The sequence below is a fragment of the Kitasatospora sp. NPDC056783 genome, assembly GCF_042789895.1.
Taxonomy (GTDB): domain Bacteria; phylum Actinomycetota; class Actinomycetes; order Streptomycetales; family Streptomycetaceae; genus Kitasatospora.
In genome coordinates, this window is the sequence record NZ_JBHUAF010000262.1 from 1 (window position 1) to 12,157 (window position 12,157).

Here is a 12,157-nt window from a genome sequence, read left to right on the forward strand (position 1 = left end):
ATCCGCCGCTACATCATCTGGCGAAACAAGCACGCCGCCGACGAACGACTACGCGAGGTCGTCACCAGGGCGAACGTTGCCTGATGCGGCACTAGGCCGGGAGCCCGACGCCGCGGGCCGATCCGCCAAGGCCGACCGGACAGGACCTGGCGTGCGGCGGTCGTGAAAGACTGCGGGGGCAGTGACCTCCCCTTTCGCGGTGCCCCCGCCCGTGAACGACCCCTGAGGACTGAACACCTTGAGCGGATTTGTCACCAAGCCCGAGCCGGTCCAGGTGCCCGGCCTGGTCCACCTGCACACCGGCAAGGTGCGCGACCTCTACCGCACCGAATCGGGCGAACTGGTCATGGTGGCCAGTGACCGGACGTCCGCCCACGACTGGGTGCTCCCGAACGAGATCCCCGACAAGGGCCGCATCCTCACCCAGCTGTCGCTGTGGTGGTTCGAGCGGATCGCCGACATCGTCCCCAACCACGTGATCTCCGCCGAGGTCCCGGCCGGCGCCCCGGCCGACTGGAAGGGCCGCACGCTGGTCTGCCGGAGCCTGGAGATGGTCCCGGTCGAGGCGGTCGCCCGCGGCTACCTGGCCGGCTCCGGCCTGGCCGAGTACGACGAGAGCCGCACGGTCTGCGGCATCGCGCTGCCGGAGGGCCTGGAGAACAGCTCCGAGCTGCCCGCCCCGATCTACACCCCGGCCCTCAAGGCCGAGGTCGGCGAGCACGACGAGAACGTCTCCTACGAGGAGACCGCCCGCCGGATCGGCGCCGACCTGGCCGCGCAGCTGCGCCGGACCACGCTGAGCGTCTACTCCCGGGCCCGGGACATCGCCCGCGAGCGCGGCATCATCCTGGCCGACACCAAGTTCGAGTACGGCCTGCTGGACGGCGAGCTGGTGATCGGCGACGAGGTGCTCACCCCGGACTCCTCCCGCTACTGGCCCGCCGACGAGTACCGGCCGGGCCGCTCGCAGTCGTCCTTCGACAAGCAGCTGATCCGCGACTGGCTGGTCTCCCCGGCCTCCGGCTGGGACCGCCACGGCGAGGAGCCGCCGCCGGCGCTGCCGGACGAGGTGGTCGAGCTGACCCGGGCCAAGTACATCGAGGTCTACGAGCGGCTGACCGGCACCAGCTGGGCCTGACGCGTCGCGCGACGCCCGCGAGCGCTATATCCAGCCGTGCTCGCGGGCGATCCGCACCGCCGCGTGCCGGTTCTCCGCACCCAGCTTGGTGGCCGCCGAGGACAGGTAGTTGCGGACGGTGCCCTGGGACAGCGCGGCCCGCTCGGCGATCTCCGCGATCGGGGTGCCGTCGGCGGCCAGCTCCAGGACGTCCGTCTCACGCGGGGTCAGCGGGGTCTCCCCGGCGCTGATCGCGTCCGCCGCCAGCTCCGGGTCCACGTACCGGCCGCCGGAGCGCACGGTGCGGATGATGCCGGCCAGGTCCGCCGCCGAGACGGTCTTCGGCAGGAAGCCGCGCACCCCGACCTCCAGCGCCCGCTTCAGGTAGCCCGGGCGGCCGTGGCCGGTGACGATCATGCAGCGGCAGTCCGGCAGCAGCAGCCGCAGCTGGGCGGCCACCTCGATGCCGTCCTTGCCCGGCATCTGGAGGTCCAGCACCGCGACGTCCGGGCGGTGCGCCTGAGCCATCGCCAGGGCCTCCGTGCCGGAGCCGGCCTGGGCGACCACCTCGATGTCGTCCTCCAGCGAGAGCAGCGCGGCCAGCGCGCCCCGGATCAGGTGCTCGTCGTCGGCGAGCAGGACGCGGACGGGCGCGGCGTTCTCGGTCATCGGGCGCTTTCTTCCTCAGCGGGGGAGCGGGACGGTGGCGAGCATCCGGAAGACGCCCGCCTCCACGGTCGGGACGGTCAGCTCGCCGTCGTGGGCGGCGAGCCGCTCGCGCAGGCCGCGCAGCCCGGTGCCGCTGCCCTGGGAGGGGAACGGAACGGCGGGCACACCGTCATTCTCCAGCTCCAGCACGGCCCGTCCGTCCTCGGTCCGCAGCCGGATCAGGCAGCGGTCGGCCTCGCTGTGCCGCAGCACGTTGGTGGTGGCCTCGCGGATCACCCAGCCGAGCACGGACTGCACTGCGGCCGGCAGCCGGTCGGCGTCCTCGCCGAGGTCGATCTCGCAGGTGACGTCGGCCGAGCGCAGCACCGCCCGGGCGCCGATCGCCTCGGCGTGCAGGTCGGCGGTGCGGTAGCCGCGGATGACGTCCCGGACCTCGCGCTGCGACTCCTGGGCGATCTTCTGCACCTCGGCCATCTGGTCGGCGGCCTCCTCGCGCCCGCGGCGGGCGAGCTGGACGGCGAGCTCGCTCTTCAGCGCGATGGTGGTGAGGTTGCGGCCCATCACGTCGTGCAGGTCGCGGGAGAAGCGCAGCCGTTCCTCGGCGACGGCCAGCTGGGACTGCGCCTCGCGGGCGGCGTCCAGCTCCCAGACCGCCGCGGTCAGCCAGGCGAAGCTGCGGCAGGTCCCGCCGAGGACGGGCAGCACGATCAGGGCGCCGACCAGCTGTCCGGCGGTACGGGCGACGCCGTACCCGGCCAGTACCATCGCCGGGGCCACCAGGAGGAACCCGCCGATGGCGGCCAGGGCCGCTCGGGGCAGCGACAGCACGATGGCCGCCGGACCGAAGGCGCTGGAGAGCAGGAGGGTCACGACCGTGAAGGTGAACGCCGCTCCGGGTGAGCCGTCCGCCCCGCCGGAGTGCGGCTCGATCAGCAGGACGGCCCAGGAGCCGGCCACCGCGAAGGCGCCGGTGACGGCCAGCCAGCGCAGGTGGTCGGTGGGGCGCTTGAGGTAGTGGTCGAGCGAGGTGCGGCAGGCCCGCAGGCTCAGCAGCGTCGCGGCGAGCGCGACCAGCAGGGAGGTCCGGACCGTTCCGGTGGAGTCCGACAGATCGGTCCGGGGTCCGGCGGCGATCAGCGTCACCGGGAGCACCAGCAGCGGCAGGGAGTAGAGCGACCAGCGGAAGTAGAGCTCGGTGCGCTGGGGCTTGCTCATGTCCGCCCAGCTGTTGCGCGGTGACCGCATTCTCAATTCTTCCGCCCCCAGTTCGACCACGATCCTGCTTGCTGCCTTCATATCAGAGGTCAATCTGAGGACGGTCCTTCGGATTAATGTTCGCGGCTCAGCCGAAGGCCCCGCGGTGGGGCCCGTGGTGGGCCCTGCGGCGGGGTTCGGCGCTGGGTTCGGCGCTGGGGTTCGGCGCTGGGGTTCAGCGGCGCGGCTCCCAGCGGAAGTAGCGCACCGCGCCCCAGACGGCCAGGCCGAGCCAGATGGTCCCGGTGATCAGGTGCGGGCCGGCCGCGCCCCAGCTGCCGAGGAAGTCGGTGGCGGGAGCCGAGCCGTCGGTGCCGAACCAGCCGACGCGGATCAGCTGGAAGGCCGGGGTGGTCGGCAGCAGGCGGCAGACGTCGGCGACCGCCTTGGGCATGACCTCCAGCGGGATGAACAGGCCGGAGCCGAGCTGCATCACCAGCATGACCGGCAGGGTGGTGATGCCCGCGCTCTCGACGGTCCTGGTGAAGGCGCTGGACAGCGCGGCCAGGGCGATCATGGTGGCCAGCACCAGCAGCAGGCCGATCAGCATCAGCAGCGGGTTGACCGGTACGGCCAGGTGCAGGCCGAGGCTGCCGCCGACCCCGATCAGGGCGGCCATCAGCAGGCCGAGGGCGAGCGACGGGACGGCGGTGCCGAGCAGGATCTCCAGGTCCCGGGCCTCGCCGGTGCGCAGCCGCTTGAGGACCAGCTCACCGCGCCGCCCGACGTACGCGGCGGTCAGGTTGTAGTACACGACGAAGGCCAGGACCATCCCGACCGAGCCGTAGACCAGCAGCGAGTCGACGTCCAGCCCGGGGTGGGACTCGGCCTGCTGGGAGAGCAGGCTCTTCAGGGTGAAGACCAGGATCAGCGGCAGCAGCAGGGCGGTGAACAGCGCCGTGCGGTTGCGCAGCAGCAGGGCGGCCTCGGCCCGGCCGAGGGCGAGCAGCCGGCGGACGGCGGTGCTCTTCGGCCCGGCGGTGTCGTTCGGACCTGCGGTGATGGTGGCGGCGGTGGTCATCGGGCGGATCCGATCAGGCGGCGGCGGGCGGGACGGGGGGTGGCGGAGGGCGCCTGCGGCGGGTTCTGGTGGGCGGCCTCGGAGGCGATCGCGAGGAAGGCCTCCTCCAGCGAGGCGCTGCGGGCGTCCAGGGCGCCGAGCGCGATGCCGTGGTGGCGGGCCCAGCCGAGCAGGTCGGTGAGGGTGTCCTGGAGGGCGAGGGTCTGCACGGTGACCTTGCCGCCGTCGAGGGTGAGCTCGGCCCCGGCCAGGACGGGCAGGGAGGCCCCGAGGAACTCGGGCAGCCGGAAGCTGATCCGGGCGGGCCGGTCGGCGATCACCTCGGCGACGGTGCCGGCGGTGACGACCTGGCCGCCGTGCATGATGGCCAGCCGGTCGGCCAGTTCCTCGGCCTCCTCCAGGTAGTGCGTGGTGAGCAGCACCGTGGTGCCCTGGGCGCGCAGTTCGCGCACCAGCTGCCAGACGGCGGCGCGCGCCTCCGGGTCGAGGCCGGTGCTGGGCTCGTCCAGGAAGAGCACCTCGGGGCGGCCGAGCAGGGCCATCGCGAGGTCCAGCCGGCGCTTCTCGCCACCGGACAGCTGCTTGACCCGGACGTTCGCCCGGTGGCCGAGGCCGACCAGCTCCAGCGCCTCCGTCACCGGGCGGGCGCCGCTGGTCATCCCGGCCCAGACCCGGCCGGTCTCGGCGGCGGTGAGGTCGCCGGGGAAGCCGCCCTCCTGGAGCATGACGCCGATCCGGGGGCGGACGGCGGCCCGCTCCTTGTACGGGTCCCGGCCGAGCACCCGGACGGTGCCGCCGGTGGGCGCGGCCAGGCCCTCGATGACCTCCATGGTGGAGGTCTTGCCGGCCCCGTTGGTGCCCAGCAGGGCGAACAGCTCGCCGCGGCGGACGGTGAGGTCCACGCCGCGTACCGCGTGGTACCCGGAGGTGCCGCCGCCGTAGTGGCGGTGCAGGTCGGTGACCTCGATCACGTCTTCGCTGGGGCGGGAGGGCCGGCTCGTTTCCATGCCTCAAGCCTTCCGCGGGCCTGGCCGCGCGGGCAGTGCGGGTCGTCATGACTCGGCGGTGGGTATCCACGGGTCGGCGATGACAAATGTCATGGGCGGATATCGCGGCCGGTCGGCGGGAATGCCGAAGGGCCCCCTCAAACGAGGGGGCCCTTCGTATCGGAGCGGACGACGAGATTCGAACTCGCGACCCTCACCTTGGCAAGGTGATGCTCTACCAACTGAGCCACGTCCGCAGGTCAAACTATTGAGTTGTGCTGTGCTCGCGCACTGCGAGCGGACGACGAGATTCGAACTCGCGACCCTCACCTTGGCAAGGTGATGCTCTACCAACTGAGCCACGTCCGCATGGTGCCTGGTGGGGCACCCGCCGCCTCTTCGGATCTCTCCGTTGCGGCGACGAGGAATACTCTACAGCATCTTTCGGGGTGGTCGCCCCACCCTTCGGTCCGGGCGGGAGGGGCGACCGGGGTACGGAGCCCGCGGGCTCAGTTCGCCTCGGCGAACGCCTCGTACACGTGCTTGGGGATGCGGCCCCGGGCCGGCAGTTCCATCCCGCGGGACAGCGCCCAGGCGCGGACCGCGGCCGGGTCCGGAGTGAGGGCGGTGCGGCGGAAGGACTTTCCGGTGCGGCTCTGGCGGCGGCCGGCGGCGACGAACGGAGCGAGGGCCTCCCGCAGCTTTTCCGCGTTGTCCACGGACAGGTCGATCTCGTACGACTTCCCGTCGACGCCGAAGTGGACGGTTTCCGCCGCGGCGCCGCCGTCCAGGTCGTCGGAGAGCGTGACAACTACACGCTGAGCCATGGGTGTCAATCCTCTCGGGCAATTCGGCCGCCGGTCCGAGGGGGTACCGAGGCCTGATGTGCACCAACTCGCGCAAGTACGTACGGGCGGACCCGGTGGCCCGCCTGATACGCAGCACTTGTCGCGACAGGTGGCCCTATTCTGCACCCGAAGGGGGTCGAAATCGAAGAGTCCGGCATTCTTTTCCGGATATTCACGAGTCTTCGTCGGGTGTGCCGGATACCGATGTGCGGGACGGGCGGATCTGTCCCCAAGTGCCGTATTCGGGTGTTCTCCGGCCGGAGGCGTTCCGAGTGCGCTTCCGGGTGTCGTTCCCGGGGCCGTTTCCGTGGAAACCGGACGGGTCCGACGGGGGGTCAGGGGGTCGGATCCCTTGCGGTGTAAGGAGCCTGGGTCTACGCGCGTCGCTACGCCCGGCCAGCAATCCTGCCCGAAACCACCGGTAGTCTGGAGTTCCCCCGCCTCACCGAAGACACCACCGGGAGTGCCAGTGGCACGCGTCGTAGTCGACGTCATGCTCAAGCCGGAGATCCTCGACCCCCAGGGACAGGCGGTGCAGCGCGCACTGCCCCGTCTCGGATTCACCGGGATCGCCGACGTCCGCCAGGGCAAGCGTTTCGAGCTGGATGTGGAGGGCCCGGTCGACGACGCGGCGCTCGCCCGTATCCGCGAAGCCGCCGAGACCTTTCTCGCCAACACCGTGATCGAGGACTTCACCGTCCGGGTCGAGGAGGAGGGCAAGTGACCACCCGCGTCGGCGTCGTCACTTTCCCGGGCTCCCTCGACGACCGCGACGCCCAGCGGGCGGTCCGTCTCGCCGGCGCCGAGCCGGTCGCCCTCTGGCACCGTGACAAGGATCTCCACCAGGTCGACGCCGTCGTCCTGCCGGGCGGATTCAGTTACGGCGACTATCTGCGCTGCGGTGCGATCTCCCGCTTCTCGCCGGTGATGGAGTCCGTCATCGAGCAGGCGAAGCTCGGAATGCCGGTCCTCGGTATCTGCAACGGCTTCCAGGTGCTCTGCGAATCGCACCTGCTGCCCGGCGCGCTCCACCGGAACGACTCGCTGCACTTCGTCTGCCGCGACCAGAAGCTCCGGATCGAGAACGCCGGCACCGCCTGGACCGGGGATTACTCGGTGGGCCAGGAAATCGTCGTCCCGCTGAAGAACGGCGAGGGCCGCTTCGTCGCCGACGAGCGGGTGCTGGACGAGCTGGAGGCGGAGGGCCGGGTCGTCGCCCGTTACCTCGACGTCAACCCGAACGGTTCGTACCGCGACATCGCCGGCATCACCAACGCCGCCGGCAATGTCGTCGGCCTGATGCCGCACCCGGAGCACGCCGTGGAGCCGCTCACCGGTCCGACCACCGAGGGCCTGGGCTTCTTCACTTCCGTCCTGAAGCAGCTGGTGAACGCCTGATGAGCCTCGACACCGTCAAGAACGCCGAGCAGACCCCGGACGCCGCCCAGCCCTGGGCCGAACTCGGCCTCAAGGAGGACGAGTACGCGCGCATCCGGGAGATCCTCGGCCGCCGCCCGACCGGCGCCGAACTCGCCATGTACTCGGTCATGTGGTCGGAGCACTGTTCGTACAAGAGCAGCAAGGTCCACCTGAAGCAGTTCGGCGACAAGAAGCCGGATTCGGACGCGATGCTCGTCGGCATCGGCGAGAACGCCGGTGTGGTCGACGTCGGCCAGGGCTACGCGGTCACCTTCAAGGTCGAGTCGCACAACCACCCGTCGTACATCGAGCCCTACCAGGGCGCGGCCACCGGCATCGGCGGCATCGTGCGCGACATCCTGGCGATGGGCGCCCGCCCGGTCGCCGTGATGGACCCGCTGCGCTTCGGTGCGGCCGACCACCCGGACACCCGGCGCGTGCTGCCCGGGATCGTCGCGGGCATCGGCGGCTACGGCAACTGCCTGGGCCTGCCGAACATCGGCGGCGAGGTCGTCTTCGACTCCTGCTACCAGGGCAACCCGCTGGTCAACGCGCTGTGCGTGGGCGTCATGAAGCACGAGGACATCCACCTCGCGCAGGCCTCCGGCGCCGGCAACAAGGTCATCCTGTACGGCGCCCGCACCGGCGGCGACGGCATCGGCGGCGTCTCGGTGCTGGCCTCCGAGACCTTCGACGACACCAAGCCGGCCAAGCGCCCGGCCGTCCAGGTCGGCGACCCGTTCCAGGAGAAGCTCCTGATCGAGTGCACCCTGGAGATCTTCCGGGAGAAGCTCGTCAAGGGCATCCAGGACCTCGGCGGCGCCGGTCTGTCCTGCGCCACCAGCGAACTGGCCTCGGCCGGCTCCGGCGGCATGCGGATCGAGCTCGACACCGTGCACCTGCGCGACCACACGCTCTCGCCGGAGGAGATCCTCATGAGCGAGTCGCAGGAGCGCATGTGCGCGATCGTGGAGCCCGACAAGGTCGACCGCTTCCTGGAGATCTGCGAGAAGTGGGACGTCATCGCCAACGTCATCGGTGAGGTGACCGACGGCGAGCGCCTGGAGATCTTCTGGCACGGCGAGCTCGTGGTGGACGTCCCGCCGCGCACCGTCGCCCATGAGGGCCCGACCTACCAGCGCCCGTACGCCCGCCCGAGCTGGCAGGACGCGCTCCAGGCCGACGCCCCGACCGCCGAGCGGCTGGTCCGCCCGACCACCGGCGAGGGCCTCAAGGCCGATCTGCTGAAGGTCGCGAGCCACCCGAACCAGGCCTCCAAGTCCTGGATCACCGACCAGTACGACCGCTACGTGCTCGGCAACACCGTGCTCGCCTCCGGCGAGGACTCGGGCATGATCCGGATCGACGAGGAGACCAACCTCGGCGTCTCGGTCGCCACGGACGGCAACGGCCGCTTCGCCAAGCTGGACCCGTACACCGGTGCCCAGCTGGCCCTGGCCGAGGCGTACCGCAACGTCGCGGCCGGCGGTGCCAAGCCGCTCGCCGTCTCCGACTGCCTCAACTTCGGCTCCCCCGAGGACCCGGACGTGATGTGGCAGTTCGCCGAGGCCACCCGCGGTCTGGCCGACGCCTGCCTGGTGCTCGGCACCCCGGTCACCGGCGGCAACGTCTCGCTGTACAACCAGACCGGCGAGGTCGCCATCCACCCGACCCCGGTGGTCGCGGTGCTCGGCGTCATCGACGACGTCACCCGGCGCACCCCGCTGGCCTTCGCCGAGGAAGGGCAGCTGCTCTACCTGCTCGGCGACACGGCGGACGAGCTGGGCGGCTCGGCCTGGTCGCAGGCGGTCCACGACCACCTCGGCGGCCTGCCGCCCAAGGTGGACCTGGAGCGCGAGCGCCTGCTCGGCGACATCCTGATCGCCGCCTCGCGCGACGGCATGATCGACGCCGCGCACGACCTGTCCGACGGCGGCCTCGGCCAGGCGCTGGTGGAGAGCTGCCTCAAGGGCGGCCTCGGCGCTCGGATCGTCGTGCCCGAGGGCCAGGACCCGTTCGTGCTGCTGTTCTCGGAGTCGGCCGGCCGCGCCGTCGTGGCGGTGCCGCGCAGCGAGGAGCTCCGGTTCAACGACATGTGCACCGCGCGGGGCCTGCCGGCCACCCGGATCGGTGTCGTGGACGGCGACAGCCTGGACGTCCAGGGCCAGTTCAGCGTCTCGCTGGCGGAGCTGAAGGACGCCCACACCGGCGTCATCGAGGCCCTGCTGGGCTGACGCGCGGCTCGGCCCGAGGGGCGGACGGTTCCTTCCGGACCGTCCGCCCCTCGACGTATGTTGGGGCCCATGCCTGCCAAGTCCCGTACGTACCAGCCGCAGAAGGTCCGCGCCGCGCTGGCCGCCCAGACCGAGGCGCTGCGCACCGTCGTCCACGGCCTCACCGCCGACCGGTTGGAGCTGCCGACCCGACTCGGCAGCTGGCGGGTACGGGAGTTGCTGGCGCACCTGAGCCTCGCGCTGGGCCGGCTTCCGGCCGCGCCGGACGCCCCGGCGCCGGACGCCCCGGCGCCGGACGGGCCGGTGCTCTCGCTGGCCGGCTACGCGGAGCTGAGCGGGACGATGGCCGGGGCCGTCGACGAGGTGGTGACGGAGCACGCGGCGACCGGGTTCGCCGGCCCGCTCGCGGAGGTGGTCGCAGCGTTCGACCGGTCGCTCGACGAGGTCATGGCCGTGCTCGACCGGTCGGCCGGGGCTGATCCGGAGGCCACCGCCGTCGTGGTCGGCCGGCGGATGCTCCTCACCGACTACCTGGTGACCAGGCTGGTCGAGGCCGTGGTGCACGCCGACGACCTGGCCGACGCGCTCGGCCTGGAGGCCTTCCCGCACGACCGCCAGGCCCTCGCCGCCGTCACCCGGATGCTGGCCGACGCCTTCGCCGACCACGCCCCCGGCGGCGCGGTCGAGCTGCGGGTCCCGCCGTACGCGGTCGTCCAGGCCGTGCCCGGGCCGAAGCACACCCGGGGCACCCCGCCCAACGTGGTGGAGACCGACCCGCTGACCTGGATCCGGCTGGCCACCGGCCGCGCCGACTGGGCGGCCTCGGTGGAGGAGGCCGCGGTGTCCGCCTCGGGGGAGCGCAGCGACCTGCGGGCGTACCTGCCGGTGTTCGGGTAGCCGGGCCCCGTCCTACGGGACGGCCGGCCCGCCGAGGTAGGCACCCTCCGCCGAGTACGGCCAGGCGTTGGGCGTGCAGTCCTTGAGGCCGTAGATCTGCTGCATCATCGCGGGCGCGGGCTTGCCCTCCCCGGGGCAGGTCTCGTGCCCGTGGCCGATCCGGTGGCCCACCTCGTGGTTGACGATCAGTGCCCGGTACTCGTCCAGCGGTCCGCTGAACTGGGGTGAGCCGGTGTTCCAGCGCTTGGAGTTGACGAGCACCTGGTTGCCGACGTTGCAGTTGACCTCGCCGTGGGTGTCCAGGCCGGAGGCGCCGCAGATCCGGTCCACGGTGGCCGGTGAGGCGATCTTCACGGTGAAGTCGTACGAGCCGCCGGCGGTCAGCTGGAAGCCGTCCTTGCGGTCACTGGTCCAGCCGCGCTTGTCGCCGAGGATGCCGTGGATCCGAGCGGCGGCGGCCGCCGGGTCGATCCCGATGCCGTCCTCGACCTCGACGCGGTAGCGGCGGATGGTGCCCTGACCGACCGCCTTGGCGGTGGCGGGGGCGATGGTGAAGGTGCCTGGGCCCTTGGTGGGGCCGGGGTCCGGCCCGGTGGGGGTGGGGGTCGGCGTGGGCGTGGGTGTCGGGGTGGGGGTCGGCGTGGGCGTGGGTGTCGGGGTCGCGGCCGGGGGAGGGGTCGGCGGGGCCTGGACGGGCGCCGGTGACTCCAGGGAGGCCTGTTCGGCCGGCGGGGCGACCCTCGCCTGGGTGCTCGGGCCGGCGGCCGGGGTTCCCGTGGAGCGGTTCAGCATGACCGTCGCGGTGCCCAGCACCAGCAGGGAGAGCACCAGTGCCGTGAGCATGCCAGGACCGAATCTCCGAGACGGTCGGCGGCGTCGGCTGCCGCCCTTCTTCCGGGGCGGTGCGACCCGCCTGCCGACGGAGCGGGCTGCGGACATGATCTTCACACTGGCATGGCGAACGGGTGAATGTCTACATACCTGGTATGCGGCCTGAGGACCCCGGGGACGGCGGTCCGTTTCCGGGACGGCGGTTGACCCCTGCGTCTCGGGTGGCAGACTTCAGGGCATGGCGATTCACAGCAACCTTCTCGACGGTCCCGACCCGACCCTCCTCCCGGAGGAGGAGCGGCCCTACCGGATGCTGGCGGAGGAGTCTGCCTCCCCGACCCAGGTGGCGGCCGAGTTCCCGGCCTTCTGCCTGGCCTGGGCCATGCTCGCCGACGACTCCTACGCGGCCGGCCGGTACGTCGAGTCGTACGCCTACGCCCGTACCGGCTACCACCGGGGCCTGGACGCGCTGCGGCGCAACGGATGGAAGGGCCACGGCCCGGTCCCGTGGGAGCACCGCGGCAACCGCGGCTTCCTGCGCTGCCTGGCGGCGCTCGCGCGGGCGGCCGGCGCGATCAAGGAGACCGAGGAGGAGGCCCGCTGCTGGCAGTTCCTGAAGGACAGCAGCGCGGAGGCGTACGCCGAGCTCAAGCAGTAGCCACGGCTCGGACAGCGGACACGGCTCGGACAGCGGGCACCCGGACGTGCGGGTGCCCCCGGCGGAGGACCGCCGGGGTCACTCCGGCCGCAGCACCACCAGCGTCTCGCCCTCGGTGGAGCGCACCTCGTACCGCTCGATGTCGTCGGAGCGCATCGCGGAGCCGCCCGGGACGGTGTTCGGGCGGGCGTCGTGGCGGGGCACCGCCCAGTTCGTCATGACG

The 12,157-nt window shown here is 72.0% G+C and carries 12 protein-coding genes, 2 tRNA genes and 1 pseudogene; 7 read left to right on the forward strand and 8 right to left on the reverse strand.

Going from position 1 to position 12,157, the window contains the following annotated elements; genetic code table 11:
• Positions 1–84: pseudogene (locus ACFRMQ_RS28815) on the forward strand (transposase); the annotation flags it as partial.
• Positions 85–238: 154 nt separating this feature from the next.
• Complete coding sequence (locus ACFRMQ_RS28820) at positions 239–1,138, forward strand: phosphoribosylaminoimidazolesuccinocarboxamide synthase (protein WP_380733592.1); 900 nt, start codon at positions 239–241, stop codon at positions 1,136–1,138.
• 24 nt (positions 1,139–1,162) lie between these two features.
• Here ACFRMQ_RS28820 and ACFRMQ_RS28825 read toward each other — a convergent pair whose 3' ends face one another.
• From ACFRMQ_RS28825 to ACFRMQ_RS28855, 7 genes are all read right to left on the reverse strand, one after another.
• Positions 1,163–1,786, reverse strand: a complete 624-nt coding sequence (locus ACFRMQ_RS28825; RefSeq protein ID WP_380733593.1) for a response regulator — start codon at positions 1,784–1,786, stop codon at positions 1,163–1,165.
• A gap of 15 nt (positions 1,787–1,801) precedes the next feature.
• Positions 1,802–3,031, reverse strand: coding sequence for a sensor histidine kinase (locus ACFRMQ_RS28830; RefSeq protein ID WP_380733594.1), 1,230 nt, complete (start codon positions 3,029–3,031; stop codon positions 1,802–1,804).
• A gap of 184 nt (positions 3,032–3,215) precedes the next feature.
• Complete coding sequence (locus tag ACFRMQ_RS28835) at positions 3,216–4,061, reverse strand: ABC transporter permease (RefSeq protein WP_380733596.1); 846 nt, start codon at positions 4,059–4,061, stop codon at positions 3,216–3,218.
• The gene (locus ACFRMQ_RS28840; RefSeq protein WP_380733597.1) at positions 4,058–5,068 is read right to left on the reverse strand and encodes an ABC transporter ATP-binding protein; all 1,011 of its coding nucleotides are present in this window, start codon (positions 5,066–5,068) and stop codon (positions 4,058–4,060) included. Before ACFRMQ_RS28840 ends, ACFRMQ_RS28835 begins: the two co-directional genes overlap by 4 nt.
• 163 nt (positions 5,069–5,231) lie before the next feature.
• A tRNA-Gly gene (locus ACFRMQ_RS28845) sits at positions 5,232–5,304 on the reverse strand.
• 39 nt (positions 5,305–5,343) lie between these two features.
• Positions 5,344–5,416 (reverse strand) — tRNA-Gly (locus ACFRMQ_RS28850).
• A 140-nt stretch (positions 5,417–5,556) separates the two neighbouring features.
• The gene (locus tag ACFRMQ_RS28855) at positions 5,557–5,874 is read right to left on the reverse strand and encodes an Lsr2 family protein (RefSeq protein ID WP_030056585.1); all 318 of its coding nucleotides are present in this window, start codon (positions 5,872–5,874) and stop codon (positions 5,557–5,559) included.
• 490 nt (positions 5,875–6,364) lie between these two features.
• Here ACFRMQ_RS28855 and purS point away from each other — a divergent pair, with 490 nt between their 5' ends.
• From purS to ACFRMQ_RS28875, 4 genes are all read left to right on the forward strand, one after another.
• Positions 6,365–6,619 (forward strand): phosphoribosylformylglycinamidine synthase subunit PurS, encoded by a 255-nt coding sequence (gene purS, locus ACFRMQ_RS28860; protein ID WP_049654013.1) that lies wholly within the window; start codon positions 6,365–6,367, stop codon positions 6,617–6,619.
• The gene (gene purQ / locus ACFRMQ_RS28865; protein WP_380700481.1) at positions 6,616–7,293 is read left to right on the forward strand and encodes a phosphoribosylformylglycinamidine synthase subunit PurQ; all 678 of its coding nucleotides are present in this window, start codon (positions 6,616–6,618) and stop codon (positions 7,291–7,293) included. The genes purS and purQ overlap by 4 nt, the downstream gene beginning before the upstream one ends.
• Positions 7,293–9,548: a phosphoribosylformylglycinamidine synthase subunit PurL gene (gene purL, locus ACFRMQ_RS28870; protein ID WP_380733598.1), complete on the forward strand. Its 2,256-nt coding sequence runs from the start codon at positions 7,293–7,295 to the stop codon at positions 9,546–9,548. Before purQ ends, purL begins: the two co-directional genes overlap by 1 nt.
• A 69-nt stretch (positions 9,549–9,617) precedes the next feature.
• A complete protein-coding gene (locus ACFRMQ_RS28875) occupies positions 9,618–10,445 on the forward strand; it encodes a sterol carrier family protein (RefSeq protein ID WP_380733599.1) in 828 nt (275 codons plus the stop codon).
• Between the two features lie 12 nt (positions 10,446–10,457).
• Here ACFRMQ_RS28875 and ACFRMQ_RS28880 read toward each other — a convergent pair whose 3' ends face one another.
• Positions 10,458–11,288 carry a DUF3152 domain-containing protein gene (locus tag ACFRMQ_RS28880; RefSeq protein WP_380733600.1) on the reverse strand — a complete coding sequence of 277 codons (831 nt, stop codon included), beginning with the start codon at positions 11,286–11,288 and terminating at the stop codon, positions 10,458–10,460.
• Positions 11,289–11,514: 226 nt separating this feature from the next.
• Here ACFRMQ_RS28880 and ACFRMQ_RS28885 point away from each other — a divergent pair, with 226 nt between their 5' ends.
• Positions 11,515–11,934, forward strand: a complete 420-nt coding sequence (locus tag ACFRMQ_RS28885; protein ID WP_380733601.1) for a DUF3151 domain-containing protein — start codon at positions 11,515–11,517, stop codon at positions 11,932–11,934.
• Positions 11,935–12,157 lie beyond the last annotated feature (223 nt).

Coding starts and splice junctions, on each gene's coding strand:
- ACFRMQ_RS28885 (WP_380733601.1), top strand. CDS start 11,515: ATGGCGATTCACAGCAACCTTCTCGACGGTCCCGACCCGACCCTCCTC.
- ACFRMQ_RS28840 (WP_380733597.1), bottom strand. CDS start 5,068: ATGGAAACGAGCCGGCCCTCCCGCCCCAGCGAAGACGTGATCGAGGTC.
- ACFRMQ_RS28825 (WP_380733593.1), bottom strand. CDS start 1,786: ATGACCGAGAACGCCGCGCCCGTCCGCGTCCTGCTCGCCGACGACGAG.
- purL (WP_380733598.1), top strand. CDS start 7,293: ATGAGCCTCGACACCGTCAAGAACGCCGAGCAGACCCCGGACGCCGCC.
- ACFRMQ_RS28855 (WP_030056585.1), bottom strand. CDS start 5,874: ATGGCTCAGCGTGTAGTTGTCACGCTCTCCGACGACCTGGACGGCGGC.
- ACFRMQ_RS28880 (WP_380733600.1), bottom strand. CDS start 11,288: ATGCTCACGGCACTGGTGCTCTCCCTGCTGGTGCTGGGCACCGCGACG.
- ACFRMQ_RS28835 (WP_380733596.1), bottom strand. CDS start 4,061: ATGACCACCGCCGCCACCATCACCGCAGGTCCGAACGACACCGCCGGG.
- ACFRMQ_RS28830 (WP_380733594.1), bottom strand. CDS start 3,031: ATGCGGTCACCGCGCAACAGCTGGGCGGACATGAGCAAGCCCCAGCGC.
- ACFRMQ_RS28875 (WP_380733599.1), top strand. CDS start 9,618: ATGCCTGCCAAGTCCCGTACGTACCAGCCGCAGAAGGTCCGCGCCGCG.